This is a genomic window from Rheinheimera sp. SA_1 (genome assembly GCF_001669775.1).
Classification (GTDB): Bacteria; Pseudomonadota; Gammaproteobacteria; order Enterobacterales; family Alteromonadaceae; genus Pararheinheimera.
In genome coordinates this window covers 79,686-105,476 of sequence record NZ_LXWK01000021.1, presented here as the reverse complement: position 1 = coordinate 105,476, position 25,791 = coordinate 79,686, and the positions used below count along the sequence as shown (strand labels likewise).

Below are 25,791 nucleotides of genomic sequence, written 5' to 3'. Positions count from 1 at the left end.
ATAGTAATAAAGGACTAACCTTTAACCATGCCTATACTACAGATTTGTGCTGATGACGTTAACACATAGAATGAAATATCTCGGCATTTTTCTCAGCCTTTGGCTGGCTGGCTGCTCAGAAGTTCAAAAATCTCCACTGCAGCACACCGAACACTCTGCCATTGGCACCGTCGCAGCAGCCATCGCCACCGAACCGAAGCTGGCCGCGGTGTCCAGCCTGACCTCAGGTGTGGTGGTCTGGGATTTAACCAATCACAGCGCAAAATTCCGCATCAGCCAGCAACAACCCACCGATAATTTCATCAGTCATCTGGCATTTAGCTACCAAGGTGATTTTTTACTCAGTGCCGACAGTAAGAGCTTTTCGCTGTGGCGGATGAGCGACGGTCAGAATGTCGGATTTTGGTCGTTGCCGGAATCAACAGTACGGGATATTGCCGTGTCGCAAAATGGCAGTCATCTGCTGATTGGTCAGAATGACGGTAAAGTATTACATGTCACCTTAAAGTCGGGCCGGCGGCTGGAGTTCCTTGGACATACCGAAAAAGTCAATTCAGTGGCGATCTCGCCCAACGGACGTTACGCCTTATCCGGCGGCAACGATCTGAAAGCTTATTTGTGGGATACCCAAAGCGGCCAGATTATTCATAGTTTTGTGCATCCAACACGCGTCACTAAAGTCGCGCTTGATACAACCGGTCAACTCGCTTTTACCGCCGACAGCCAGCAACAGGCAACCGTCTGGGATTTAAAAACCGGTCGCGCAAAATTGCAACTGGAGATGGGCCGCGGCCGGGTCTTTACCACCGCGCGTTTTAGCGATGATGGCCGTTATTTGCTGACGGGTGCCGCTTCACGTCGGGCCACCATCTGGGATTTGACCACCGGTCAGATTGCCGAAGATTTTCTGGTTAGCCCATTTCCCCATACCCGCAACACCAGTGCGGTAGTGTATGATATTGCGTTTATCGCACCAAATCGGATCCTGACCGAAAGTTCCAGTGGCCAGGCCGAGGAATGGGAATTTAACCATGAATGACTTCACACCAACGGAAATTCAGTTGCAAAGCCAGCTGTTTGAACTGGAAAGCCGGCTGGCCTTTCAGGATGACGCATTACAACAGCTCAATAATGAACTGCTGGAACATCAGAAACGCATTGAAAAATTGCAGCGTCAGGTGCTGATCCTGGCGGAAAAACTAACACAAGGTGGCGATAGTGGGATTTTACGGCCGCATGAAGAGCCGCCACCACCGCATTATTAATTTGTTTCAGAACATTCACTATTAAGGCTGGTTTTTCATCAGTGGCAGTTGCTACTCGAGCAACTGCAGTTCAGCCAGAAGCCATTCCCGGTACGCAACACAAACTGGCTATTCCGGCTTAAACACCCCAATCACCGTTTCTGCTTCACGCGCCATGCGTTCGACCTGCGATTCCGGTTGCGCCATCTGATAACCACAGCTGACACACTCTACTTTTTCGACATTATGCTCCAGAAACAACATCATAGTGTCGACCGCTTTGCATTTCGGACAGCTGGCTCCGGCAATAAAACGTTTTTTCTTTCTGGTGGTCATAGCTGAAATTACCTTTTGAAGATGCAAAAAACCGCGAAACTCTTGGTTTGTACGGCCTGAAAGATTACATTAGCAGCCCAAATCAGTCCCAGTGGTAGAACAAATGATCCAACTGCAACAAGTCGAACTGCGCCGCGGCATTTTATGTCTGCTGCAACAAGCCAATCTTACCGTATTTCCGGGGCAAAAAGTCGGGATCATCGGCGCCAATGGCTGCGGTAAATCGACTTTATTTGCGCTGCTGCAAGGCAAGCTGCAAGCAGATGCTGGCACCGTCAGCATTCCAAACAGCTGGACCATTGCCACTGTGGCGCAGGAAACTCCGGCCGTCGATGCCAGCGCGATGGATTATGTGCTGCAAGGTGACGAAAAGTTATACCCTTTGCTACAGCAGGTGAAGCTGGCGCACGAAGACACTGACTTGATTTTAGTCCACCAGCAAATTGAAGCACTGGATGGTTACCGTGCTGAAGCCAAAGCGGGTACATTATTAGACGGTTTAGGGTTTACCGGCGCCATGCAGCAACAAGCGGTGAAATCATTTTCAGGTGGTTGGCGGATGCGCTTAAACCTGGCGCGAGCCTTAATGCAACGCGCTGAACTGTTGCTGCTCGATGAACCAACCAACCACTTAGATTTAGACGCCGTATTATGGCTGGAAAAATATCTGGCCAACTTTGAAGGCACCATGCTGCTGATCAGCCACGACCGCGACTTCCTGGACGCCGTGGTCGATAACATCGCTCACATCGACGGCCAGCAATTGACGTTATACCGTGGCAACTACAGCCAGTTTGAACGCCAGCGTGCCGAACAAATGGCGCAGCAACAATCGACCTTCGAAAAACAACAACGCCAGGTCGCGCATCTGCAGAAATTCATCGACCGCTTCCGTGCTCAGGCGACCAAAGCCAAACAAGCACAGAGTAGGATCAAAGCGCTGGAACGGATGACATTGTTAGCCCCTGCCCATGTTGATTCGCCGTTTCAGTTTGAGTTTTTGGACCCCCGTTCATTGCCCAACCCGCTACTGAAGATGGAAAACGTTCGTGCAGGGTATGGCGATCACAGTATTTTACAGCAAATTAATTTCCAGTTATTGCCAGGCAGCCGGATTGGCTTGCTTGGTCGTAACGGTGCTGGTAAATCAACGCTGATTAAAATGCTCTCAGGCAGCCTGCAACCGCAAAGTGGCACTGTCTGGTATGCCAACGGCGTGAGCATTGGTTATTTCGCCCAGCACCAGCTTGAGACGTTGAGGCCGGAAGATTCGCCGCTGCAGCATATGGTGCGCCTCGCACCTACAGTGACCGAGCAAAGCCTGCGCGACTTTTTAGGCGGTTTTGGTTTTCACGGCGATAAAGCGCTGGCCGCCTGCGCGCCGTTCTCCGGCGGTGAAAAAGCCCGCCTGGTACTGGCGCTGCTGGTGTATCAACGTCCAAACCTGTTGTTGCTGGATGAACCAACCAACCACCTTGATTTAGATATGCGCGAAGCCATTGTGATGGCGCTGCAAGGTTTTGAAGGCGCCATTGTGGTCGTCTCGCACGACCGGCATTTGCTCGCCAGCACCACTGACGAGTTTTATCTGGTGGCGCACGGCAAAGTGGCGCCTTTTCCAGGTGACCTGGCCGACTATTATCAGTGGCTGCAAAACGATGCTAAAGCGCAACAACCGGTAGCAGAGCCAGTCAGTAATGGCGCAGCACAACGCAAGGATCAAAAACGACTGGAAGCAGATTTACGCAACCTGACCCGGGTACTGAAGCAAAATATCGAAAAATTGGAAAAACATCAGCATCAGTTGGAAGCGAAACTGCTGGTGTTGGAAGAAAAACTGGCCGACAGCAGTTTATACGAGCAAAGCCGTAAAGCCGAAATGACCAAAGTGCTGGCTGAACAAACAAAATACAAAGCCGAACTTGCGACCATTGAAGAGCAATGGTTTGAAGCGCAGGAGCAACTGGAGCAGCAAACCAACGAGTTTTGGCAAAATAATGCCTGATCTGAGTAAGCAGCAGCTGCCATGGCCGGATCAGCAGCAATTCTGGCACTGGTCGCTGGCGCTTTATCCAAACATCAAACCCCTGGCGCTGCAGTGGCAGGACGAGTTGGGCGTCAACGTCAACCTGCTGTTATTGCTGCTGTATCTGCAGCGCCAACGGCTGCCATTGGCGGCTACGGAAATCGCCTTATTACAGCATGCCTGCAAAGCGCAGCAGCAGTTATTCACCGCACCACTGCGTCAGCTACGTCGCCAGCTCCCGGCACATTTATCCGACAACGCCGCCGTGAACTTAAAACAACAGCTGCTGCAAGCGGAACTGTGTTCCGAGCAACTGGAACAACAGCAGCTGATTGCCTGTTTACACAGTTTGCCACAGCGCGTAGCAGCGCCGGATTGCGCTTTGCCTGCGCTTTATCTACAGCTATTAGCCATCGACCCCACGCCCCTACAGCAACAAATTTTTGATCTGGATCAAGCTGCCGCCACTGTCGACATTTAGCCCGCAAAAAGCTTGATCCAGGTCAGGTTCTAAGCTGCTCCACCCTCCTACACTCTGCTCAGTGATTAAATACAAATCGTGATTTAAGCGGAGGCGACAACCATGAACCTATGGCAAGAATTTACCAATGATCCGGTGATTTTTATTTCTTTTACTGGCCTCGCCATCGTGATTGGCTTGTGCCTGTTTTATGCAGTGTATTTTATCTACAAAATTGACCACGATAGCACCACATAACGACGCATCCTTTTTTAAACAAATTTAAGACACACCGCCAGCTATTCCCTTTGCTGTCATCTTGCCGGGTCGTCCCAACCACCCGGTTTTTTTATTGGTTTAACCCACCAGTCGCGCCACCAGCGCCTGACTGTTACGCCAAATCAGCCCGTAGATGGTTAGCTGTGGATTAGCCCCTAAGCTGGTTGGCAACACCGAACCATCAAACACCGACAAATTCGCCAGCTGATGATGGTTGCCGTAACTATCGACCACCCCTTTCTCGGCACTTGCCGCCATATTGCAGCCGCCCATCACATGCGCAGATGCCAAAGCCGCCCGGTAGTGCGCCAGCGGTAAATTGGCAATTGCAGCTTTAGCCTGCTGCCAGCTGCTGTACAACAAGGCATCCTGGTGTACCGGCATCACCGCCCGCGCACCCGCCGCAAACTGCAGTTCGGCCATCGCCAGATAGGCTTTTTGCACGCCCTGCCAAATGTAATCAGTCAGCGGATAATCAAGTACCGGCTCGCCATCACTGTCGAGCTGCACCTGCCCGCCTTGTGCCTGCGGGTCAAAGCCGTCGCGCAGCAAAGCGATCATCACTTGCAACTGATTAAACTGACGCATCATATCGGCATGAAATTGCGCCATACCGGTGAGCGTGGACGCCATCAGCACCGGATGAATAGGTGGCACCTCCAGCTTAAAACCCATTTCGGCACCAGTCGGCCAGACAAATTGGTCGGAGTAAATAGATTGCGGCGCGCCCAGATGCCCTTGAATTGGCGCATCAAACAAAGCACCGGAAATCACGCTTGGGTGCAAATAGGTATGTTTGCCCAAACGCCCCGATGGGTTTGGAACTTTCGAACGCAGCAGCAGCGCTGGTGAATTAATAGCGCCACCAGCGACGATGTAATGTTTGGCTTTTATTTTAATGGTCAGTCTTGGATCGGGCTGATAAGCACTATCGACCGGCACCGCCAGCAAGCCGGTGACTTTATCGCCTTGCCACAACAATTGCCGCGCCGACACTTTGCTGATGAGGGTGGCGCCAGCCTGTAATGCTGCCGGAATGGTCGTCACCAGCATCGATTGTTTAGCATTAAGCGGACAACCCATGCCGCAATAGCCTAAATTGGCGCAGCCGTGCACATTGCGTTCAATCACCGTATATTGCCAGCCCAGATGCTGGCAGCCGCGGCGCAGCGCTTCATTATTGGCGTTGGGCGGTACCTGCCATTCTGAAATGTGTAAACGACCGGCCGCTTTGGCGAAATAAGGATCGAGGCTTTGCTCAGAAGCGTGTTCACCGCCTTGCCCGGTACTTTGTTCAGCACCCTGCTCTTGACCATGCTCTTGACGAAAGTCCAGCCCAAATTCACTGTGCCAATAATCCAAAGTGGGTTTAGGCGTGCGGATTGAAGTGGTCCAATTCACGGTCGTGGAGCCGCCAACAGTGCGCCCTTGCAAAATGGCAATCGCCTGATCTTTGGTTTTGCGCGCCGCACCATCCTGATACAAATGTGGGTAAGCCCAGCGCTCTTGCTGCCGAAAATCACTGCTGCTGTGCAAGGCGCCATGCTCCAGCATCAGCACCGATAATCCAGCCTGGGTCAGAATTTCCGCCGCCATACCACCACCGGCGCCAGTACCGATAATGACCACGTCGGTTTCAAATTGCTGATCGTCACTAAAAGTCGACGCATCCAGATGCAACCAACCACTGGCCAAACCTTGTTTAATCGGATCATTCATAAGAGCGAAACTCCGGTGGCTGATAGCCTAAAGCTGGCCACTGTTCAGGTTGGCCATAATAAGCACCCAGCAACAGTGCCCGCAGCCCGTTAAAGGCTTGTTGTAACAGCGCGAGATAACTGGTGCGCCAGTCTTCTAACAGCTGCAGTCGTTGTGAAATGGTCAATTCACCAATGGCCAGCAAATGCCCGGTCAACGCCAGCCTGGTTAGCTGTTGCGACAACAATAAAAACAACTGGGAAAGTTCGGCCTGGGTACGTTTGGCTAAAAATGGCAGGAATTCCAGCGCAGCATTCCGGGTTTGCTCAAGCGCAACTTGTTGCTGCTGTGGATCTGCTGGCAGTGCCCCGAGTAGCAAGGCCGGCAGGATGGCATCCAGCACTAAGGCTGCAGCATCGCGACGCTCTTGTTGATCTGCAACCGCCAGCGGATACAAGCTGACGCCGGTGGCTAAAGTCGCACCAGCGGCCAGCCCAAGCATGATAAACTGCCGTCGTTGCATCTGCAGCGCTCCTGATTTTTGATCTGAAATTGGATATGTGGCTGTGGTCGCAAACTCAACTGAAATCAGACCAGTAATACAGCATTGTTAATGAGGAACTTCTAAATTGCAAGCAGGCGAGCGCGTTTCGCAAAATACTGATTTAAGTGCATTTAAGCCGGCCTGGTGGCTGAAAAACTGCCACTTACAAACCATTTTTGCCAAATACCTGGCTCCTAAATTACCTGTAGCGCTGACCGCAGAATTGTTCGATTTACCGGACGGTGATGAACTGATGTTGCACTGGGGTAGCGTGCAACCAAATGCACAGACGCCGCTGGTGCTATTGCTGCATGGATTGGAAGGGAATTTTCGCAGCCATTATGTCCGCGGTATGATGCACAGTCTGCAACGCCAAGGGTTCGCCTGCATGCTGATGCACTTTCGTGGTTGTCACGGTGAGGCCAATAAACTGCCACGTGCTTATCATTCCGGCGATACCGCTGATGTGGGAGTGGTCATCCGCATGCTGCAGCAGCGTTTCCCCAACACGCCGCTGGCAGCCGTTGGTTTTTCGCTGGGTGGCAATGTGCTGATGAAATACTGTGGCGAACAGGCTGAACATTGCCCGCTTCAGGCGGCCGTTGCTGTATCTGCGCCGTTGCAGCTTTCGGCCAGTGCTGACCGGATTAATCAAGGCTTCAGCCGGGTTTATCAGCGCTATTTGCTTGGGCGACTGAAAGCCACGATGCAGCGTAAGCTGAAAAAACATCAGCCTTTCCCGCTGCCACTTTCCACAGCTGATGTTCAGCAACTACGAACCATCCGCCAGTTTGATGACTTACTGACAGCGCCCCTGCATGGTTTTGCTGACGCTGCAGATTACTACAACAAAGCCAGCGCCAAACCTTATCTGGCAAGAATTACCAAACCCTGTTTACTGATCCACGCCAAAGACGATCCGTTTCTGGCGCCAAGCGTGATCCCAAGCCAACCCCAACCACCACTGCAGCTGTTATTATCCAATCACGGCGGCCATGTCGGTTTTATCAGTGGAGGTTCCCCCTGGCGGCCGACTTATTGGCTGGATTTAATCATTCCGGCATTTTTACAACAACATTTAAGGAGCAACACGGATGCTAATTCCATACCAGCAATTGAACCCGGAAACATTACAGGCATTGATTGAAGCTTTTGTGCTACGGGAAGGCACCGACTACGGCGACAGCGATTTGTCGCTGGCTGAAAAAGTGGCGCTGGTGCAGGCGCAGATCCAACGTGGCACCGTAGTCATTTGTTACTCAGAACAGGAAGAATCGGTCGATTTGTTAAATGCTCAGGACTACAAGCGCCAGCAGTCACAGCAACAATAATACATATATATTCACATTTTATGGATAGACAACTACAACTGTCGTTTGTTAGGGTACAAGGTGTCATCGCTCAATCGATAAAGTAGTAAGGATATCCTGTGCTTCGCCGGCTTAAAAGTTATCTGTTGTTGCGTCCGGCTGATTTGGAGAATGCCGATCCGGCGCACTGGCGGCAAAGTGCCTTAAGGATCCTGGTGGTTTCAGGATTGTTACTGGTGCTGGTCATTGCCTTGCATAGCAGCTGGACCGCAATCCAGCTTGGTGCCTATCAGGTGCTTGTTATTCTGGCGGCGTTTTATCTGGGTTTATTTGCGGTGTTGTATTATTCCCGCCGTCATGTCTATCGCAGTGCGGCTGGTTTGTTAATCACGGTGCTGGCTGCTGGCCTTAGTATGTTGTTGTTTATCGACAATTTTGAACTGGCGAAACTCGGCATCATCTTTGTGTATACCCTGCCCACCATCGCGATGATGTTTTTTTCATTTCGATTTAGTCTGTTCTGCATGTTATTAAATGTGGTGCCGTTTTTGTTCTTGCTGCGCAACGTTGCTCCCGGCGATGTCTTTGGCATCAATATCACACTGCCCGCGGCGCACACCTATTTACACGGCCTGCTGTTTTTATTCTTTAATCTTTGTTTACCGTTAGCCACTGCCCGCATTCTCGGCACCTTAAACCGCCACAGCAATAAATTGCAGCAACTGAATCGATCGATATCACAAAGTCATGATTTTTATCAGGAGCTGTTTGAACACAATGGCTCAGCCACCTTGCTGTGTAGCCAGAATGGCCGGATCATTAAGGCCAACAGCTGTGCCAAGCAGTTGCTGGCGCTTAGCGATGAACCTTTTCCCAATATCAACCAGTTGCTGCAGTGCCAGACCCCTGAGCCGCAATTCTGGTTGCATAACGATGCCAGCTGCCACTTACGACAGCAACCGAGCCTGAAACTCCTCCTCAAGCATATGATGTTGACCCGACAACGCCACCATATTCTGCAGCTGCAGGACATCAGTGCCATAGTTCAGCTACAGCAACAGTTATCAGCCTCGCAGCAGCAACAAAATCTCTGGGAGCATTATGACCGGCTCACTTGTCTGCCGAATTTACGCTGCTTTGAACAACTGGCGGCCAGCCGGCTTTGTGCCGCTGAAACGCAACCGTTATCGTTATTACTGATAGTGCGACTTTGTCATGTCAAAACGCTGAATCAGCAGTTTGGTTATGCCTTTGGCAGCCAGGTGTTGCAGCAGTTCGCCGCCAGAGCAAAAGCGGCGATGCCGGCCGATGCGATTTTTGCCCGGGTGCGAGGGGTGAAATTTGCGGTGTTAGTGCCGGCCGGCCTGAATCAGAGTCAACCACTGAAACTGGCGGAAATGCTACATTCGCAATTGCCCGCTGAGCTACTGGTTGAAGGTCGGGCGGTGGTGATGCAATACCAGCTTGGCGCCTGTACCGTCAGCGCGGCCGAATCGTCAGCAGAAGCGCTGCTGCAAAAATGTGAAATCGCGCTGGAGCTTGCTGACAATAACCGGCCGGTGGTGTTATTTGACCCGGAACAAGCGTTAAGTTTGCAACAGGACTACCTGCTGGCAATTGCGTTAAAAGAGGCTATTCGCAGCAAAGAACTACAAGTATTTTTGCAACCCAAGGTGTTCAGTGACGGCAGAATTTGCGCTTTCGAAGCCTTGTGTCGCTGGCAACACCAACAGCAATTTGTGCCACCGGATCAGTTTATTGAATTGGCGCAGCGCCATGGTCTGATTATCGAGTTAAGCCGACTGGTGCTGGATATCACGGTACAAACGCTGGCACACTGGCAGCAACAAGGTTGGTATTACCCGGTGGCAATTAATCTGGCTGGTCCGGAATTACTGGATGACAGTTTTTTTGCCAGTTTGTTGTCGTTAAGCGCTGACCACCCCTGGCTGACGGCCTATCTGCAACTGGAAATCACCGAAACAAATATTGCTGTGCAACAACCATTGTTGCATAAACGGCTGCGCGCACTGAGCCAATACGGTTTTAGTATTGCCATTGATGATTTTGGCACTGGCCACGCTTCGCTAAGCCAACTGGTTGATTTACCAGCAGATACTATAAAAATTGACCGACTGTTCGTCAAAGGCATTCCACACAATAAACTGCAGGTGAAAATTCTGTATACCACCATTCAGCTGGCGAAATCATTGCAACTGACGGTGGTGGCAGAAGGGGTGGAAAACGATATCCAGCAACGTTTTCTGGCCAAATTAGGTTGTCATCAGCAACAAGGGTTCTTTTTTGGCAAGCCAGCCGCGATTAGTTTTTGGCAACAACACATTGCTGGATCGCAGCAGTTGCGGGTGAACGCAGCAACGGCAAAAGGCTTACCTTCGCTTTGACGACATTGGCTATGAACGACAGCCGCTATGCGCCTGAATTAATGATTGCCAGCCAACATTGGATTGCCCCATCACCATAAAGTCCGGATTGGCCAAGCTTTCGCGCTGGTTGTAACTTAACGGCGAAAATTGGCTATCGAGGATTTTGCCACCGGCTTCTTCGACAATAATATGCACAGCACCGGTATCCCATTCACCGGTCGGGCCAAGGCGCAGATAACAGTCAGCGCCGCCTTCGGCTACCAGGCAACTTTTTAAGCTGCAACTGCCCAGCGGAATAAATTCGACTTGTTGGTCGGCGGCAAGCAGGGCGTTGATCCGTTCTAAAGGTTGGCGACGACTGACCGCAATGCGCAATGGTTCACCCTGCAGATGCTGCCGGACTTTGATGTGATTAATTAAATTGCGATGTTGTTTAAAAGCACCGTTGCCGCGGGTGGCGTAATAACAGATTTGTTCTTTCGGCCAGAAAATCACCCCAAGCGCCGGCCAACCGTGTTCCACCAGCGCGATGCTGACGGCAAAATCGCCGCTTCGGGCGACAAATTCCTGGGTGCCATCCATCGGGTCAATCAGCCAATAACGTGGCCAATCCTGACGCTGCGCCAGCGGCACCAGACTGCTTTCTTCGGAGATGATTGGAATATCCGGTGTCAGCTCGGACAACCGGTCGATAATGATTTGATTGGCGGCGTAATCAGCGCTGGTGACCGGGCTGTCGTCAGCTTTCTGGCTGTACTGCACATCCCCACTCTGATACATCTGCCACAAGGTATCACCGGCTTCGCGGGCCGCAGCTTTGACCGGCTCTAACAGTCTACTTAAAAACATCCTGATGGGTATCCAGATACTTTCTCGCCAGAAACAAGGCTGCAATACTACGGGCTTCGGTAAAATCAGCCTGCAGTAACAATTCATCCAGATCCTGCCAGCGCCACCGTACTAATTCCAGTGGTTCAGGTTCATCACCGGGCAAAGTTTCCGGAAATAAACCTGTTGCAAGAACTATTTGCATTGTAGCATTAAAATACCCCGGAGCCAGCGCGACTGCCTTTAACTGCACTAAAGTATGGGCACCAAAACCGGCTTCTTCTTTCAGTTCACGATTGGCAGCGACCAGCGCATCTTCACCGGGATCAATCAGCCCTTTAGGGAAACCCAGCTGATAATCATGGGTCCCGGCGCTGTATTCACGGATCAGATAAAAATGCTCCGGATCCGGACAAGCGACCACCATCACCGCGCCACGACCAGAACCGCGCATCCGTTCAAAGGTACGATGCTCGCCGTTGCTGAATAGCAGCTCAAGCTGTTCGATTTTAAACAGTCGGCTTTGTGCTACCACCTCCTGGTTCAGGATCTGCGGTTTTTGTTTGTCACCCTGACGTTCAGCCATGCCACTGCCTCTGCTACAATGCGTTTTTGTGCGAATACTATAAAGCGAATAGACGGAAAAACCTATGCTGGATTGGGCGGATATCGACACTGTTTTACTGGATATGGACGGCACCCTGCTGGACCTGCATTTTGATAACTACTTCTGGCTGGAACACTTACCTATCCGCTGGAGCGAAATTACCGGTATCAGCGTGGCCGAAGCCAAAGCGCAACTGCAAGCTGAATACGCGGTGCTGCAAGGCAAACTGGAATGGTACTGCCTGGATTATTGGGGCAAACGGTTGCAACTGCCGATCACTGAACTGAAACGTGAAGTGATGCACAAAATTGCTATGCGCGCTGACGTACCGGCCTTTTTACAGGCACTCAAAGACAGCGGCCGCCAAGTGGTGCTGGTCACCAACGCCCATCCGGGTAGCTTGTCGCTGAAAATCGAACGCACGGAACTCAGCAATTATATCGATGTATTGATTTCCACCCACGAGTTTGGTGTGACCAAAGAAAGCCAGGCGCTGTGGCACAAGTTGCAACAACGTTTAGGTTTTGACCCCAAGCGCACCTTGTTTGTCGATGACAGCTTGCCTATCCTGCAAGCCGCCGCTGATTTTGGCATCCGCCATTTGTTAGCCGTCGCCAATCCGGATAGCCAACAACCGGTGCGTGATATCAGAGATTTTGCGTCTATTACTGACTATTCGGTGTTGTTGGATGATATTCGCGCGGCGCGCTTTACCCGTCATCCTTGAAGTTGCAGGGGTGTTGGCCACCTTCATGAACCCCAATCGCATAGACAGCTATGCTCATGGGTCGGGCTGGCGTTCCAGATTCACTCAGTTGCCGCCTACCTGCATCTTCAATGATTTGGGATAAAGGTATTTCCCGCCAGCTTTCAGAATGCTCCAATAACAAAGCGCCCGCAGGCGCTTTGTTATTGGCTACGAATTTGCCCTTGCAGATTCAGCGGAAAACGCCCTTCGCCATCAGGCTGGCCGACAAACTGCATCGCCTGATGCACTTCTTTGGGCATCGAAGCTTCGGGTTTTAAGCTACCGGCAATGCGATAACTTCCCGCCAGAACTTCGGCTTTAACTAGTAAGCCCAGCGGGTTGTCGGCACTGGTTTGCAGGCTGATATTGCCGTCTTCACAATTCAGTGTGGAATGAATGGCAGTTAAATCAATCCAGCCGTTTGGCGCTTTAAATTTAGCTTGTTGCCAGCTGGCGTTACCGGCCAGGGCGCTGCAATACGGCTGACCCAGTGCAAATTGCTGAATATTAAATACCAACGCGCCCGTGGCATCGACTGGCATCGGTAGCTGCAGTTGCGGCATGATACCCGCAACCGGTAACCGCACCGTCGACTGACGCACTGTGACCGAACCAAGGCCAAGCTCTGCCGCAAGTTGCAGATACGGCAGTTCGGTATCACGTAGTTCGCCGCCATTGACCGTCACACCAATTTTACCGCGCCACAGTGGCGCTAACTGTAATTGCCAGCTGAGCTGTGGAAAATATAAAGGCGCACGCTGCACCCCGGCGATATGGCCAGACCATAAAGTACCGGTGACTGCACCCAGCTTAACGTCGGCGGGCAGTGGCAGCAATTTCAGCCACAGACTGGCCGGAGCCAACGTCACAGCGAACAAGACATAGGCGGTCAGGCCGCAGCCCCATAAAATCGATTTTTTCATCTGAAAACCCAAGCGCATCTGAACAGTGATCAAACTACGCTTTTACTCCTTTTTTCAATCAACTTTGACTCAATCAACCGCGATTTAGTTAACCGCAACTTCATTAATCATTCTGCAATCAATCTTTATACAAGCCGCTATTCAATCAGCATCCGGCGAACGCGTACCTGGCCTGGTGCATCACCGGTGGCAATATCCAGTTGTACCAAGCGGATCCCGTGCTGATACTGCAATTCGTGCAACCAGCGTAGCAGCTGGTCAAATGCCAAATCTTCCAGCGCTAACTGCAGTTGTTCATTCTGCGGCTGCATCCGGCTGACCTGCACCTGAAAATTGCGCGACGTCTGCGATACCACTTCGGTCAAACTGGCCGAAGTACGCACTGCGCTGCTTTGTTGCGACAATTTTGGCAGCTGGGTTTGCAACCAAATCAGTTGCGCGCGGGCATTTTCCGCGGCTTGTTGCTGGCTAATGCGGCTTTGATGCAGCGGTTGCCACAACAACCAATAAAACGCGCCAATCACTAATGCCACGCCACCCACACTGACTAAGCGCTGTTCACGTGGCTGTAGTGAAGCCCACCATAATTTCAATTGTTTCATGCTTTGCCCCGCATCGTGATGGTGCCCTGCACTTTGCCATTGATGTTACTCAGCGCGCCTTGTTCCACCTGAAAACCTTGCTGCTGCAGCGCGTTTTTCAGCTGTTCAAAACTTTGGAAACCATCAGCCGTTGCCTGAAACCGCAGTTCAGCTTTTTTGCCATCAAACTTGAGGTTGTCCAACACCAAACCTGGTTGCTGCGCTAACAGCGGCTGCACTTGTGACAATAACCCAACCAGACTTTGGTTTGGATCACCACCGCCACTGGCCGCCAGTTTACGATTGACATTTTGTTTGAGATTAAACACCCGCTCGTTTGGAAATTTACTTTTATACAGGGCCATCGCTGTTGCATTGGCGGCCGTGGCCTGGCGCTTAAATTGCCAGGCTTCCAGCCCAATACTGGCCAGATACACCACCAGACAAACACCTGCCAGCGTGCCGGTTAACCGCCACTGTTGCCACAGTTTGTTTTGCGGCCGTTTTGGCGCGTAATCGCCTTGCAGCAAGTTAAAACTTTGCAGCGGCAGTTGCCGGGCCAATAACGCCAATGGTAATTCTGCGGGTGCCAGCTGATGCGGCTGCATGATATGTTCAGGCCAGGGGCTGTAGCTTAACACCGAAGGCAAGGCTAACAGTCCCAGATAATCCGGCCACCAAGCAGCATCAATACAGCTGACCTGCCATGAGCCCTGACGCAATAACCACTGCTCGCCGCATTCAATCGCCACCGCTTGCTCTGGCATATCCGGTAACAACAAAGCATCCGGGATCATGCGAAGAACACCAAAGCCGGCATTCTGCAACCAGCTTAACCAATTCTCCAGCACGGTGCGGCGCACGACGGCCACTTGCTGTTGGTACTGATTGTTCAGAAGCTGCGATTTACCCTGCACGATCAGCAGTTGTTCGATGTCTTCGGCCTGATCTTCTTCCAGCATAAACGGCAGCGCCTGCAGCAACTGCCGGGTCGGTTTGCCGGGTAACGCAATGGTTTTCAGCACCACATCACAGGCCGGCACCAAGGCTATCACGGGTCTTTGACCAAGCCGCTGCGCCAGGTCCGGTAGTTCTGTTGCTTGCGCTAAGCGGCCGGAAGCGATGACTTCTTCCGTCAGCGGCGACCAGACCAGCCACTGCACCGGCTGCGTCACCAGACTGCCAAGCCTGATAATTAGTTGTTCATTCACCCTTGGCCTCCAAAGCGCCGAGCGACCACCTGTACTTGATTGTCATTAACTTTTAATACCGAGGTCAATTTAAAACTACTGTCCGCTAACTGTACCGTCAGCTCCGCCTGAAAATAACTGGAAGTCACGCTGAATAACGTTTTACTTTCATCGCTCAGCTGCAAACCACTGAGCTGGCTGCTGGCAAAAAACTGATCAAGATTTTCATATCCTTTTTCCGGCCTTGCGGCAATTAATGCCTGGGCATCATCTTCAGATAAACCAGAAATTAACCCGGACAACAATGTTGCCTGTTGCTCAGTGATGGTATTCACATTTAACTGCAACACACTTTGCTGCGGGATCACGCACACTAAAGGCGCGACCAGCGCATAGTCGGCGGCGGTCATATCCAGCAACACCCGAAGTTCCGATTTACTCACCATCAGACTGTTGGCGGTGTAATACGGAAATTCCAGCGCCGCATAATCATTTTCTTCTGCGCCTCCGGCACTTTGCAACGCAGTATCTGCGTCCAGCCAGTCGGTTAACCGCGCCACCAGATATTCAGCCGGCATCGACAACTCGCTGGCCGATTGCTCCAGCAAACGCTGAAAACTTAGTTGTGCCGGCGTTTGTGGTGCTCCCCCTTTGGCATTGGGTTGCGGCGTTTTATCTTTGCTTTCGTTACCGGCCTGCTGGTCTTGCCGCTGATTTTCGCCCTGTTCCTGATCCTGATTTGGATCCTGGTTATTGCCTGGTTGCTGCGGCTCTTGTGCTTTTTGTAACGAATTTAAATTAAAACAACTTTGTAAGTCGGTAATTTTGCCACTGATACTGCCTTGCTCCACCGGGAAAGTCGCACCTTGTGCCGCCCATTCCTGTGACAAATTGACGGTATCTTTGCCAACTGCGGTGCGTTTAAGCAGATTCCTGGAAAACTCTTCTGCGCCAAGAGCCAGCCATAACGCCTGTTGCCGGTCTTGCAAATTTAATTGCCGCTGCAGTTGCAGTTGCAACCGGCCGCTCATACTGACCGCAATCACCACCACCAGCGCGACGACCATCAGCACAGCAATTAACGCCACTCCTTGTTGTTGCTGTTTCCTGGCTGCAAACATCATTTAATCAGCCCCTCTGGCATTGTGAATACCCGCTCCAGCTCACCGGTGCTTTGCTGGCTCAGCTGAATTTTCAGCGCCTTAGGTAAAGCCGCGTTGTTCCAGCTCTCCTGCCAGACCCCCTCAGCATCGAGGAATCGCACTTTCAGACTGTCGATATCTTCGAGTAACACCTGCACCTGCGGCTCAGTGCCGGTCACCGCATCCGGATACAGATAAAACATCCGCTCCAGTTTATTTTCTCTTAACCGGTAACCCACCAACTGCACTTCACTGCGCGGTAAAATCATCCCCGGATTGGTCCAACCGGCGTGACTGAACGATAATCCATCATCATCACTTTCCAGCCAGTTCTGACCACCGGCCAAGGTCGTTTTATTCGGTGCTTCGCCGCTGACCCGAATGTGCCTTGGGGTGATTTGCCATAAATCACGATCCAGGATCATCATCGCCTGCTGCAACCGTTGTAATCGTGCCATCGCCTGTTGCGAGGCGGTATCGCTGCGTGTCACGCTGTCGAGCACTGCCACTGAAGCCAGCCCAATCAACGCAAAAATAGCCGACGCCAGCAGCATTTCAATAAAGGTAAAACCACGGCTATTCATCAGCTTTACCAACAAAAGTTTGTAGGCTGTAGAGCACGCGGGCAGGCTCATCTGCCGGACTGACACTGACTTTTAACTGCCGGAAATTTGGATCCGGCGTTTCAATGCTTTGTTGAACCCAGACCCAATTGCGGTTCGCCATCGTCACTTCGCCCTGCAGCGATTTTTCGGGCGGCCATTTTTTTTCAAGCTTAGCCAGCTGCAATTGATTTTCAGCAATAAAACTGACAATGGTCATTTCTTCCAACTGCGTCACGGCCCGGATATGCTCGGTGGTCGCCCGCATCACCGCTACACCGGCAATCGCAAAAATCGCCATGGCGACCAAAAGCTCAATTAACGTAAAACCTTTAGTTGCGGGTCGGTTACCGTTCACGACTCACCTCAGTGCGCTCCAGCGGAATACTGAACACCGCTTTGAGTTGCTGACTCCAGACCGGGGATTCAGTGTCATCGCGCACCGTCAGTAAAAATGGTGTCACTTCGCCGGACGATAACAAATAAATTTGTGGCAACTTTGGATCATCTTTTTGCCGAGGCGCGATTTCAATACCAGTGCGCAGTTTGGGCGTTTTAGTTTTGCCTTCCTCAGCTTCCTGTTGCAGTTTTTCCGCTTCCCGCTGGTCAAAACTGTTTTCTTCAAACAGGGTTTCTTCTTCTTCCTGCCATTCCAGCTGGCTTAACAAATTGCCTTCGCTCCACTCCAGTCCTTCCAGCTCCAGTTCAATTCTATAACCGGGCGGAAACTGTCGTGGCCTTAATGACTTAGGCTCACGAATGCTGTGCCATTTATCATCCTGAAACAGCATAAACCGATAACCTTCGTTGTCGACAAACAACCCCAACTCCTGCTGTTTTAACATCGCGGTTTCAGAGGCGATATGGATCAGTTGCTGCAATCGCCCGGTATGGGTTTCAAGCTGTTTATCGCGGCTTTCACCGCTGAAATTAATCACCACGGCCGACGCCAACAGCCCAATCAACAGGATCACCAGCATTACTTCGATTAAGGTAAAGCCCGCGATCAGGCGTTGGTGTTTCATTAATTTTGTTGCTCAGCGCCGTCCAGATTCCAGTTACCGATATCATCTTCGGTGCCGGCAGTCTGATCTGGCCCCATCGAAAACACGTCAATCCGACCCATTTCGCCAGGGCTCGCCAGTTGATATTCGCCGCCCCACGGATCTTTTGGCAGACGCTTCACAAAACCACCTTCCGGAAACGAACGTGGGATTGGCTCGCTGGTCGCTTGTGTGACCAGCGCCTGCATTCCTTGTTCAGTGGTTGGATAAAAACCGTTATTCAGTTTGTACAAGTCCAGACCATTTTCCAGCTGCTGAATATCAACCACCACTTTTTGCCGGTCGGCCTGTTCTTTGTTACCCATCAGATTTGGTACCACCATACTGGCAATAATGCCCAGGATCACGATCACCACCATCACTTCTAACAGAGTAAAACCACGTTGTTGTTGCATCTTGCTAACCTCCTCCTACTAAATTATTCAACGCCAGAATTGGCTGTAAAATGGCCAATACAATAAACAACACCATGCCGGCCATTACTGAGACGAGCACAGGTTCAAAGATTTTTAATGAGACCGTCACCAGGGTTTCAAATTCCCGGTCCTGGGTATTGGCAGCACGCTCCAGCATGCCATCGAGCTGGCCACTTTTTTCGCCACTGGCCACCATATGCAACATCATCGGTGGAAACAGTTTGGTTTGATCCAGTGCATTACGCAGCGATGTCCCTTCACGCACCCGCAAGGTAGCTTCGGCAATGGCTTGTCGCATGTAAGTATTGTCCAGTACTTCGGCGCTGATCCGCATCGCTTCAAGTAACGGCACTGCACTGGCATTCAGAATGCTTAAAGTACGGGCAAAACGGGCAGTATTCAGGCCCCGACTGACTTTACCCAGCATGCCGGCTTTGAGTAACAGCCGATCATACTTCAGCCGGTACACGGGCTGGCGTAAAGCACGTTTTAACGCCGCGATTCCAATCACCAGACCTGCCAGCACAAAAATACCGTAAGTGCGTAAAAATTCACTGGCCGCAATTAAGAACAAAGTCGCGCCGGGCAGGTTTTGACCCATATGCTCAAATTGCTCAACAATTTTCGGCACCACCAACACCAGCAACATACTGATCACGGCGATGGCAAAGAAGGTCAAAATGGCGGGGTACAACAGCGCCTGCATGATTTGACTACGCATATGCTGGCGTTGTTCGGTGTAATCGGCGAGCCGGTTTAGTACTGCGTCGAGGTGACCGGATTTTTCACCGGCTGCCACCATCGAGCGAAATAAATGGTCAAACACATATGGATATTCAGCCAGACCTTCGGCCAGACTATAACCTTCCACCACTTTGGAACGTACGCCCATCATCATGCTTTGCAGCCGTGGTTTTTCACATTGCTCGGCCACCGCCTGCAGCGCGTTTTCAATCGGTAACGCAGCTTCAACTAAGGTGGCAATCTGGCGGGTGATCAGTGCTAAATCGCTGGCGCTGATGCCACTTTGAAACCACTTTTTGCCGCTGGCCAGTATTTTTTCCTGCTGCGATGCCAGATCCAGACTCAGCGGCGTCAGTTTTTGGTCGCGTAACAACTGCCGCGCATGACGGGCGTTATCGGCTTCCAGCACGCCTTTGCTTTTGCGGCCTTTATTATCCAGCGCCTGATATTCAAATGCCGCCACTATGCATCCTCACGCGTGACCCGCAGTACTTCTTCCAGCGTGGTGACGCCGGCCAGTACTTTGGAAAAACCATCCTGCCGGATGCTTGGGCTTTGGCTTCTGATGTATTTCTCTATTGCCTGTTCACCTTTGCCGTTGTGGATCAGTTCACGACAATGTTCATCAACCACAATCAGTTCGTGAATACCGGTCCGGCCGCGATAGCCGGTCTGATTACACTGTTCACAACCCACAGCGCGGTAAATCAGCTGACCTTCTTTTTTGGTGATGCCAAGGAAATGACGTTCTTCTTTATCCGGCTCATGTGCTTCTTTGCAGTGCGGGCATAAAGTTCGCACCAATCGCTGTGCCAAAACACCCAGTAAACTGGACGATAATAAAAAGGGTTCCACGCCCATGTCTTCCAGCCGGGTAATAGCGCCGGAAGCAGTGTTGGTGTGCAGGGTGCTGAGCACCAGGTGACCGGTTAAACTGGCTTGCACCGCGATTTGTGCGGTTTCTAAATCACGGATTTCACCGACCATCACCACGTCCGGATCTTGGCGCAAAATTGCCCGCAGACCACGGGCAAAGGTCATATTCACTTTGGTATTGACCTGAGTTTGGCCGACACCTTCGAGCTCGTATTCAATCGGGTCTTCCACGGTCAGAATATTGCGATCTTTGGTGTTGATATCAGTAAGGCCTGCATACAGCGTGGTGGATTTACCAGAGCCAGTGGGCCCGGTCACCAGAATAATGCCGTGCGGTTTCAGAATTTGCCGGGCGAATTGCTCCTGCACCGCCAGGGTCATGCCCAAATCAGCCAGGTTCAGATGTGAATTGTTTTTGTCGAGTAACCGCATCACCACTCGTTCACCATGACTCGATGGCATGGTGGAAACCCTTACGTCGACTGCACGGCCGGCAATCCGCAGGCTGATCCGACCATCTTGGGGCACGCGTTTTTCGGCGATATCCAGCTTCGCCATCACCTTAATCCGCGATACCAGTAAGCTGGAAAGCTTGCGATTTGGCCTTAACATTTCGCGCAAAATGCCGTCGATGCGAAACCGCACCACTAAAGCTTTTTCGAAGGTTTCGACGTGAATATCTGAAGCACCAAGCTTGATGGCCTCACCGAGCATGGCGTTAATCAGCTTGATGATCGGCGCGTCGTCTTCGTTTTCCAGTAAGTCTTCGGTTTCCGGAATTTCATCGGCTAAGGACGCTAAGTTCACCTCGTTGCCAATGTCTTCCATAATTTGTTGTGCTTCGCTGGAATCCCGCTGATAGGCGGCTTCCAGCATGGCTTCGAATTCCACCGCGCTGATTTTCTGCACCGTAAAAGGTTGCGCCAGCACCCGCCGCACTTCTAATAGCGCTGCGGCATTGGTATTGGGGTTGATTAATAGCTGCCAGCCATTGGCAACCTGCTGCAACAACACACCATGACGTTTGGCAAAGCCAAAGGGTAACCGCACTCTGGCCATCACATAAGCCGGCACATCCGCTGGCTCTGCTGTCGAAGCAAACTCAGCAGCCGCCAGTTCGGTTTCCAGTTCCAGGCCAGCCATTTAGTTTTGTTCCTGATCTTGCTTTTTCACCGGTGCCATCTCATCCAGTTTTTTCTGAATTTCTGGCGGTAACTCACGTTCCTGACCCCACACCGGCATCTGCGGTTTGTCGGTGTCCGGCATTAATTTAATGCCATTGTCCTGCTCGGTCAGCTGTTGTGCGCGCATATAGTTGTACTTGCGCTGGCTGACTTCGTTCATCACGCCACCTTCACGCATAATAGTCGGACGGATAAACACCATCAGATTACGTTTGCGTTTGGTGGTGCTGGTCGAACGGAATAACTGCCCTAAAATTGGAATATCACCGAGCAGCGGTACTTTGGATTCACTTTCCTGCACGTCTTCGTCAATCAATCCGCCAAGCACCACAGTGGCTCCATCTTCCGCCATTACGGTGGTTTTAATTTCGCGTTTGCTGATGATCGGATTGCCTTCAATTTCACCGGCACGGCCTGATACTTCCTGCTCGATGGTCAGCTTCACCGCATTGCCTTCGTTGATTTGCGGGGTGACTTTTAACTTAATACCAATTTCCTGCCGATCGAGCGTGGTAAATGGGTTATTGCCACCCTGACCCGGACTGGTGGTGGTTTTAATCGGGATTTCTTCACCGACAATAAAATAGGATTCCTGGTTATCCAACGTGGTTAAGTGCGGTGTGGCCAGAATATTGGAGTTACTGTCGCTGGCAACGGCTTGTAAAATGGCGCCCCAGTCGTTTTTCACGATACCGAGCATGGCGCCGTTTACAGTTCCGAGGGCTTCGGCAATAGTACTGTAATCTGGTTCCTGGTCTGGCGTTGTAACAGTTGTGGTTCCAGTTGGTGTAACAGTGGTTGTTGTAGTCCCTTTTTGCGTCCTGCCAATAGCCGCGGCGCCAGCAGCAACTGTCGAAATTGGCAAACCGCTATTGGTAAACTGCTGCATGCCACCGGTTTCACTAATCCACTGCACCCCAAGGTTAATACCAGCAGTTTCACCCACTTCCACAATAATGGCTTCCACCAGCACCTGAGCGCGTCGCACATCAATCTGGCGGATCACATCTTCTAAGCTTCGAAGCATGTCAGGCTGGGCAGTGACCACCACCGAGTTACTTTCGGTATGGCTTTCGATACTGACATCGCTACGCCCACCGCTGCTGCGACTTTGTGCTGCGCCCTGACCTTGAGCCGGAGCTGCTTGCGCTGCCACCATCGAATTACTGACACCTTGCAGTACTTTCACCAAATCTTCAGCTTTGGCGTACTTCAGGTAATACACCCGGGTGTTACCCTGGTTTTCCTGCTGCGCATCCAAACGTTTGACAATGTCCGCCACCCGCTGTCGCGCCTGCAATTCACCGGAAACTATCACGCTGTTGGTACGCTCATCGGCAACAATTTTCGGAATAAGAAACTCTGGCTGGTCGCCCTGGCCCTGTTTTTTATAGACGTTATCTAAAATCCGTACTACTTCACCCGCCGAAGCAAAGCTCAGCTTGATGATTTCAATATCCTGGTTACCGGCTTTATCAACCCGCTGAATGATATCCACCAACCGGTTCACGACTTCCGCCTGACCGGTCATCATGATGACGTTGGACGGGTCGTAGTTCACGACATGGCCACCACCGGCCTGATCGGTAAATTGCCGCAACAGCGGTGCTAATTCACGCACTGACACGTTTTTCACTTGCACCACGCGGGTGACCATTTCATCACCGATGCCGCCGTTGTTGTCGCCAACCACCGGAATGTTCGACATTTTGGCGTCTTTTTGCCGCACCACTTTCAGTACGCCGCTTTTCATCTCGACCACTGAGAAATCGTAGACTTCCAGCACGTTAAGGAAAAACTGATAATACTGCGCTTCATTCAGCATTTCGTAGCTGCGCACATTAATACGGCCACGCACCTGCGGGTCGACGATGATGGTTTTGTTCAGATTTTTACCAACGATATTAATAAACTCGTTGATTTCAGTGCCTTTGAAGTTCGGTTGATATTCAACTGCAGCGGTGAAAAAACTCAGCAGGGCCAGAGCGCCTGCGCCCAGCCAGGACCAGGCGGCCGGACGACGGATTGTCTTTAAATTCATTGAGTGCGAACCATTATTAGCTGATGATTATTGTGACAGTGTAAATAAAACATCTTTTATCTCACCGTCACGTTCCACTTTGATTGAGGCCTCTTTTGCCTCGCGTAATTCATTGATGATGCCGTAGGCCTGCTGCATATCGTTCAGCCGCACACCATTAATTTCAATTGCCACGTCGTTCGGCATTAACCCCATCCGCGCGAATAATTCAGGATCTTTGCCGGGTAATAAGGCGTAACCGTACATCTGGCCGTTGCGATGGCGCGGCGTGACGCGCACATAATCAAAAAACTTGGCCGGTTCCGCCAGCATTTCCCGACGAACCACATTCAGATCAGCTTGCGCCGGGCTCATTTCCATCGGCTCGGGCGCGCCAGGCACCTCTTGCAAACCTTCGCCAACCGGGGCGTTATCGTTACTCAGTTGCTGATATTCCAAGCCATCGAGCATTAAGGTTTCAAAACGACCACTGACCTGCAACAACACTCGATCTTCCAGCACTTGTTTCAGGCTGGCGTTGGTGCCTTCAATTTGTTCATCTACCGCGTACACTTGCTCGACACCATTGCTTTCAATAACAGCGGTGCCTTGTTCCGGTTGGTTTTTGGTGGCAACGACGCCGGTCAGTTTGACATTCAGATTGGTTTTTGGCGCTTCTGTTACTGCGACTACGGCCACAGGTTCTGACGATTTTTCCTGAAACTTACCGAATAAATGCGCAGCTAATAAAGCGTCGAGTGACGGTGAGCCAGTGACAGCAGAAGTTGAGACCAGCTCCGGCTGAATTTGTGACGATACCGTTGGCGCAGGCCAGAGTAACCAGGTCAGTCGTGCAGCCAGCCAGGCCAACAGCAACACCAAAACCAGGCTGAAAAACCGGTTCAGTTGTTGCGTCGGCACCCGTTTTGAAAAGCGGGTGGCCAGGGTCATCCAGTCAATTTGTTGTAAGGTGGGCAAATTCATTGTTTCTAATTCTATTCTCGACCAAATTCAATCTTACTCAGTTGCACCGGTATCAACAAGGGCAGACGGGGAATTTACTAAAAAATAACAACTTAATACAACAGCGTATCGGCCTTTGACACATTCAAACTACACCAAGCTGTAGCGTGGCGCCGAAACAACACTTGTCTGCTAGCATCGGTAAAACAGCCTGCAGTCATGGAGGCAGACTACGCTTTATGGTATGGTCGCGCCAGCTATTTACGGGGATTATTGATGTCGAACTCAACCGCAAAGCCAAACGATACCACAGCCATATTACGTTTAGATAAATGGTTATGGGCTTGCCGCTTTTATAAAACACGCAGCCTGGCAAAAGACATGATTGATGGGGGAAAAGTTCAGTATAATGGCCAACGTTGTAAAGCCAGCCGCAATGTTGAACTGGGTGCCACTATCAAACTGACCCAGGGCACTGATGAACGCACCGTGCTGGTGAAGGGATTATCTGAACAAAGGCTGGCGGCACCACTGGCGCAACAACTCTATGAAGAAACAGCCGAAAGTATCAAATTACGCGCCGAGCGCGCCGAACTTCGCAAAATGAATGTGTTATTTGCGCCGCATCCGGAAACCAAACCGGATAAAAAAATGCGCCGCCAACTGTTGCAGCTAAAATCGCAACAATAATCGACTAAGAGGGTGTTATGAGTCAGTCTGATCAACTGGTACGATTTTTATTCCGCGAAAAAGATGTCCGTGGCGAAGTGGTCAAAGTGGCGCAAAGCCTCGATTTAATGCTGCAAAACCATCAATACGCCTTGCCGATGAAACAACTGTTGGCTGAATTAGTGGCCGCGACCAGTTTATTAACCGCCACGCTGAAGTTTGAAGGCAATATCGCGGTGCAGGTACAAGGTGATGGTCCGGTAAAGTTTGCCGCGGTCAATGGCAACAATGACCAGCAATTCCGCGGTGTGGTGCGGATGCAAAGTGAAATCAAAGGCGACAGCTTCATCGATTTGATTGGCGAAGGTTTTTTGCTGGTGACAGTCACCCCGGAGCAAGGTGAACGTTATCAAGGCGTGATCCCAATTACCGGCAACAGTTTGGCCGACACGCTGGAAGCATATTTTAATCAGTCAGAACAATTACCTACTCGTATTTACCTGCACACCGATATTCAGGCTGGCCATGCAAAAGCTGCCGGTATGTTATTGCAGGTGTTGCCGGTCGATCAGGATCAAGCCAAAATTGATTTCGCCGACATTGTGACGCTGGCAGACACTATTACCGCCGATGAGTTACTGCAGTTATCAGTGGAAGACATGTTATTCCGGTTGTTCCATCAGGAAGTGGTTGAATTGTTTCCGGCGCAACATGTGGAATTTGTCTGTGGTTGTTCCCGCGAAAAATGTGAAGCGGCCATTATCAGCCTGGGCCAGCAAGCGATTGAAGAGCATATTGCCGAAGGCAAGCTGGAGATTTGCTGTGAATACTGCAATACCACCTATCATTTTGATGCGCCGGCGCTGATCCAACTGGCTAAAAACTTCTGAAAAATTGAGTTGAATGCCGCCAAAACAGCACGACGTGTAGCTGAATACCCGGCGTATACC

General features: G+C 51.2%; 28 protein-coding genes. 11 read left to right on the top strand and 17 right to left on the bottom strand.

Annotated elements, in window-relative coordinates:
* The first annotated feature begins 52 nt into the window (after positions 1–52).
* The gene (locus tag A5320_RS21055; RefSeq protein WP_197490239.1) at positions 53–1,039 is read left to right on the top strand and encodes a WD40 repeat domain-containing protein; all 987 of its coding nucleotides are present in this window, start codon (positions 53–55) and stop codon (positions 1,037–1,039) included.
* Positions 1,032–1,265: a SlyX family protein gene (locus A5320_RS21050; protein ID WP_068069883.1), complete on the top strand. Its 234-nt coding sequence runs from the start codon at positions 1,032–1,034 to the stop codon at positions 1,263–1,265. The genes A5320_RS21055 and A5320_RS21050 overlap by 8 nt, the downstream gene beginning before the upstream one ends.
* A 108-nt stretch (positions 1,266–1,373) precedes the next feature.
* Here A5320_RS21050 and A5320_RS21045 read toward each other — a convergent pair whose 3' ends face one another.
* Entirely contained in the window at positions 1,374–1,580 is a 207-nt protein-coding gene (locus tag A5320_RS21045) for a YheV family putative zinc ribbon protein (protein ID WP_068069881.1), read from the bottom strand.
* Positions 1,581–1,683: 103 nt separating this feature from the next.
* Between A5320_RS21045 and A5320_RS21040 the strand changes: the two genes are divergently transcribed.
* From A5320_RS21040 to A5320_RS21840, 3 genes are all read left to right on the top strand, one after another.
* On the top strand, positions 1,684–3,585 hold the full coding sequence (locus A5320_RS21040; RefSeq protein WP_068069880.1) for an ATP-binding cassette domain-containing protein: 1,902 nt from the start codon (positions 1,684–1,686) through the stop codon (positions 3,583–3,585).
* Positions 3,578–4,087 (top strand): TIGR02444 family protein, encoded by a 510-nt coding sequence (locus tag A5320_RS21035; protein WP_068069878.1) that lies wholly within the window; start codon positions 3,578–3,580, stop codon positions 4,085–4,087. The genes A5320_RS21040 and A5320_RS21035 overlap by 8 nt, the downstream gene beginning before the upstream one ends.
* Positions 4,088–4,189: 102 nt before the next feature.
* The gene (locus A5320_RS21840; RefSeq protein WP_082971959.1) at positions 4,190–4,324 is read left to right on the top strand and encodes a DUF3149 domain-containing protein; all 135 of its coding nucleotides are present in this window, start codon (positions 4,190–4,192) and stop codon (positions 4,322–4,324) included.
* A gap of 99 nt (positions 4,325–4,423) precedes the next feature.
* Here A5320_RS21840 and A5320_RS21030 read toward each other — a convergent pair whose 3' ends face one another.
* Together A5320_RS21030 and A5320_RS21025 are read right to left on the bottom strand one after the other, a co-directional pair.
* Positions 4,424–6,064: a GMC family oxidoreductase gene (locus tag A5320_RS21030; protein ID WP_068069876.1), complete on the bottom strand. Its 1,641-nt coding sequence runs from the start codon at positions 6,062–6,064 to the stop codon at positions 4,424–4,426.
* Positions 6,057–6,566, bottom strand: coding sequence for a hypothetical protein (locus tag A5320_RS21025; RefSeq protein WP_068069874.1), 510 nt, complete (start codon positions 6,564–6,566; stop codon positions 6,057–6,059). The genes A5320_RS21030 and A5320_RS21025 overlap by 8 nt, the downstream gene beginning before the upstream one ends.
* A 106-nt stretch (positions 6,567–6,672) precedes the next feature.
* On the opposite strand from A5320_RS21025, the gene A5320_RS21020 reads away from it, so the two are divergent.
* The 3 genes from A5320_RS21020 (at position 6,673) to A5320_RS21010 (ending at position 10,302) form a co-directional block, all read left to right on the top strand.
* Positions 6,673–7,734, top strand: coding sequence for a hydrolase (locus A5320_RS21020; RefSeq protein ID WP_068069872.1), 1,062 nt, complete (start codon positions 6,673–6,675; stop codon positions 7,732–7,734).
* Positions 7,682–7,918, top strand: a complete 237-nt coding sequence (locus A5320_RS21015; RefSeq protein WP_068069871.1) for a YheU family protein — start codon at positions 7,682–7,684, stop codon at positions 7,916–7,918. Before A5320_RS21020 ends, A5320_RS21015 begins: the two co-directional genes overlap by 53 nt.
* Positions 7,919–8,016: 98 nt before the next feature.
* A complete protein-coding gene (locus A5320_RS21010) occupies positions 8,017–10,302 on the top strand; it encodes a GGDEF domain-containing phosphodiesterase (protein WP_068069869.1) in 2,286 nt (761 codons plus the stop codon).
* A gap of 9 nt (positions 10,303–10,311) precedes the next feature.
* Here the strand turns inward: A5320_RS21010 and cysQ are convergent, their stop codons facing one another.
* The gene (gene cysQ / locus A5320_RS21005) at positions 10,312–11,133 is read right to left on the bottom strand and encodes a 3'(2'),5'-bisphosphate nucleotidase CysQ (protein WP_068069867.1); all 822 of its coding nucleotides are present in this window, start codon (positions 11,131–11,133) and stop codon (positions 10,312–10,314) included.
* The gene (nudE, locus tag A5320_RS21000) at positions 11,120–11,698 is read right to left on the bottom strand and encodes an ADP compounds hydrolase NudE (RefSeq protein WP_068069865.1); all 579 of its coding nucleotides are present in this window, start codon (positions 11,696–11,698) and stop codon (positions 11,120–11,122) included. The genes cysQ and nudE overlap by 14 nt, the downstream gene beginning before the upstream one ends.
* Before the next feature lie 64 nt (positions 11,699–11,762).
* Here nudE and yrfG point away from each other — a divergent pair, with 64 nt between their 5' ends.
* Positions 11,763–12,446 (top strand): GMP/IMP nucleotidase, encoded by a 684-nt coding sequence (gene yrfG / locus A5320_RS20995; protein ID WP_068069863.1) that lies wholly within the window; start codon positions 11,763–11,765, stop codon positions 12,444–12,446.
* A 182-nt stretch (positions 12,447–12,628) separates the two neighbouring features.
* On the opposite strand, the gene A5320_RS20990 is transcribed toward yrfG, so the two are convergent.
* From A5320_RS20990 to gspC, 12 genes are all read right to left on the bottom strand, one after another.
* Positions 12,629–13,390, bottom strand: coding sequence for a type II secretion system protein N (locus tag A5320_RS20990; RefSeq protein ID WP_068069925.1), 762 nt, complete (start codon positions 13,388–13,390; stop codon positions 12,629–12,631).
* 137 nt (positions 13,391–13,527) lie between these two features.
* Positions 13,528–13,992, bottom strand: coding sequence for a type II secretion system protein GspM (gene gspM, locus A5320_RS20985; RefSeq protein ID WP_068069861.1), 465 nt, complete (start codon positions 13,990–13,992; stop codon positions 13,528–13,530).
* A complete protein-coding gene (gene gspL / locus A5320_RS20980; RefSeq protein WP_068069859.1) occupies positions 13,989–15,182 on the bottom strand; it encodes a type II secretion system protein GspL in 1,194 nt (397 codons plus the stop codon). The genes gspM and gspL overlap by 4 nt, the downstream gene beginning before the upstream one ends.
* Complete coding sequence (gene gspK / locus A5320_RS20975) at positions 15,179–16,285, bottom strand: type II secretion system minor pseudopilin GspK (RefSeq protein ID WP_068069858.1); 1,107 nt, start codon at positions 16,283–16,285, stop codon at positions 15,179–15,181. Before gspK ends, gspL begins: the two co-directional genes overlap by 4 nt.
* Positions 16,282–16,887, bottom strand: coding sequence for a type II secretion system minor pseudopilin GspJ (gene gspJ / locus A5320_RS20970; protein WP_068069857.1), 606 nt, complete (start codon positions 16,885–16,887; stop codon positions 16,282–16,284). Before gspJ ends, gspK begins: the two co-directional genes overlap by 4 nt.
* Positions 16,880–17,263, bottom strand: coding sequence for a type II secretion system minor pseudopilin GspI (gene gspI / locus A5320_RS20965; RefSeq protein WP_231916807.1), 384 nt, complete (start codon positions 17,261–17,263; stop codon positions 16,880–16,882). Before gspI ends, gspJ begins: the two co-directional genes overlap by 8 nt.
* Positions 17,253–17,930 (bottom strand): pilus assembly FimT family protein, encoded by a 678-nt coding sequence (locus tag A5320_RS20960; protein ID WP_068069853.1) that lies wholly within the window; start codon positions 17,928–17,930, stop codon positions 17,253–17,255. Before A5320_RS20960 ends, gspI begins: the two co-directional genes overlap by 11 nt.
* On the bottom strand, positions 17,930–18,364 hold the full coding sequence (gene gspG / locus A5320_RS20955) for a type II secretion system major pseudopilin GspG (protein ID WP_068069851.1): 435 nt from the start codon (positions 18,362–18,364) through the stop codon (positions 17,930–17,932). Before gspG ends, A5320_RS20960 begins: the two co-directional genes overlap by 1 nt.
* 4 nt (positions 18,365–18,368) lie before the next feature.
* The gene (gene gspF / locus A5320_RS20950; RefSeq protein ID WP_068069849.1) at positions 18,369–19,592 is read right to left on the bottom strand and encodes a type II secretion system inner membrane protein GspF; all 1,224 of its coding nucleotides are present in this window, start codon (positions 19,590–19,592) and stop codon (positions 18,369–18,371) included.
* Positions 19,592–21,064 (bottom strand): type II secretion system ATPase GspE, encoded by a 1,473-nt coding sequence (gene gspE / locus A5320_RS20945; protein WP_068069922.1) that lies wholly within the window; start codon positions 21,062–21,064, stop codon positions 19,592–19,594. The genes gspF and gspE overlap by 1 nt, the downstream gene beginning before the upstream one ends.
* Before the next feature lie 84 nt (positions 21,065–21,148).
* Positions 21,149–23,230, bottom strand: coding sequence for a type II secretion system secretin GspD (gene gspD, locus A5320_RS20940; protein ID WP_068069847.1), 2,082 nt, complete (start codon positions 23,228–23,230; stop codon positions 21,149–21,151).
* Positions 23,231–23,257: 27 nt separating this feature from the next.
* Entirely contained in the window at positions 23,258–24,193 is a 936-nt protein-coding gene (gene gspC / locus A5320_RS20935) for a type II secretion system protein GspC (protein ID WP_068069845.1), read from the bottom strand.
* 255 nt (positions 24,194–24,448) lie between these two features.
* On the opposite strand from gspC, the gene hslR reads away from it, so the two are divergent.
* Together hslR and hslO are read left to right on the top strand one after the other, a co-directional pair.
* Positions 24,449–24,862: a ribosome-associated heat shock protein Hsp15 gene (hslR, locus tag A5320_RS20930; RefSeq protein WP_068069921.1), complete on the top strand. Its 414-nt coding sequence runs from the start codon at positions 24,449–24,451 to the stop codon at positions 24,860–24,862.
* A 17-nt stretch (positions 24,863–24,879) separates the two neighbouring features.
* On the top strand, positions 24,880–25,731 hold the full coding sequence (gene hslO, locus A5320_RS20925) for an Hsp33 family molecular chaperone HslO (RefSeq protein WP_068069843.1): 852 nt from the start codon (positions 24,880–24,882) through the stop codon (positions 25,729–25,731).
* Positions 25,732–25,791: the final 60 nt, after the last annotated feature.

Excerpts from the sequence above, each read along its gene's own strand:
- cysQ (WP_068069867.1), bottom strand. The coding sequence starts at position 11,133 with ATGTTTTTAAGTAGACTGTTAGAGCCGGTCAAAGCTGCGGCCCGCGAA.
- yrfG (WP_068069863.1), top strand. The coding sequence starts at position 11,763 with ATGCTGGATTGGGCGGATATCGACACTGTTTTACTGGATATGGACGGC.
- gspC (WP_068069845.1), bottom strand. The coding sequence starts at position 24,193 with ATGAATTTGCCCACCTTACAACAAATTGACTGGATGACCCTGGCCACC.
- hslO (WP_068069843.1), top strand. The coding sequence starts at position 24,880 with ATGAGTCAGTCTGATCAACTGGTACGATTTTTATTCCGCGAAAAAGAT.
- gspJ (WP_068069857.1), bottom strand. The coding sequence starts at position 16,887 with ATGAATAGCCGTGGTTTTACCTTTATTGAAATGCTGCTGGCGTCGGCT.
- A5320_RS21030 (WP_068069876.1), bottom strand. The coding sequence starts at position 6,064 with ATGAATGATCCGATTAAACAAGGTTTGGCCAGTGGTTGGTTGCATCTG.
- A5320_RS20960 (WP_068069853.1), bottom strand. The coding sequence starts at position 17,930 with ATGAAACACCAACGCCTGATCGCGGGCTTTACCTTAATCGAAGTAATG.
- hslR (WP_068069921.1), top strand. The coding sequence starts at position 24,449 with ATGTCGAACTCAACCGCAAAGCCAAACGATACCACAGCCATATTACGT.
- A5320_RS21045 (WP_068069881.1), bottom strand. The coding sequence starts at position 1,580 with ATGACCACCAGAAAGAAAAAACGTTTTATTGCCGGAGCCAGCTGTCCG.
- A5320_RS21040 (WP_068069880.1), top strand. The coding sequence starts at position 1,684 with ATGATCCAACTGCAACAAGTCGAACTGCGCCGCGGCATTTTATGTCTG.
- A5320_RS21035 (WP_068069878.1), top strand. The coding sequence starts at position 3,578 with ATGCCTGATCTGAGTAAGCAGCAGCTGCCATGGCCGGATCAGCAGCAA.
- gspE (WP_068069922.1), bottom strand. The coding sequence starts at position 21,064 with ATGGCCAGAGTGCGGTTACCCTTTGGCTTTGCCAAACGTCATGGTGTG.
- gspK (WP_068069858.1), bottom strand. The coding sequence starts at position 16,285 with ATGATGTTTGCAGCCAGGAAACAGCAACAACAAGGAGTGGCGTTAATT.
- gspM (WP_068069861.1), bottom strand. The coding sequence starts at position 13,992 with ATGAAACAATTGAAATTATGGTGGGCTTCACTACAGCCACGTGAACAG.
- A5320_RS21025 (WP_068069874.1), bottom strand. The coding sequence starts at position 6,566 with ATGCAACGACGGCAGTTTATCATGCTTGGGCTGGCCGCTGGTGCGACT.
- A5320_RS21055 (WP_197490239.1), top strand. The coding sequence starts at position 53 with ATGACGTTAACACATAGAATGAAATATCTCGGCATTTTTCTCAGCCTT.
- A5320_RS20990 (WP_068069925.1), bottom strand. The coding sequence starts at position 13,390 with ATGAAAAAATCGATTTTATGGGGCTGCGGCCTGACCGCCTATGTCTTG.
- gspG (WP_068069851.1), bottom strand. The coding sequence starts at position 18,364 with ATGCAACAACAACGTGGTTTTACTCTGTTAGAAGTGATGGTGGTGATC.
- A5320_RS21050 (WP_068069883.1), top strand. The coding sequence starts at position 1,032 with ATGAATGACTTCACACCAACGGAAATTCAGTTGCAAAGCCAGCTGTTT.
- nudE (WP_068069865.1), bottom strand. The coding sequence starts at position 11,698 with ATGGCTGAACGTCAGGGTGACAAACAAAAACCGCAGATCCTGAACCAG.
- A5320_RS21015 (WP_068069871.1), top strand. The coding sequence starts at position 7,682 with ATGCTAATTCCATACCAGCAATTGAACCCGGAAACATTACAGGCATTG.
- gspD (WP_068069847.1), bottom strand. The coding sequence starts at position 23,230 with ATGAATTTAAAGACAATCCGTCGTCCGGCCGCCTGGTCCTGGCTGGGC.
- A5320_RS21840 (WP_082971959.1), top strand. The coding sequence starts at position 4,190 with ATGAACCTATGGCAAGAATTTACCAATGATCCGGTGATTTTTATTTCT.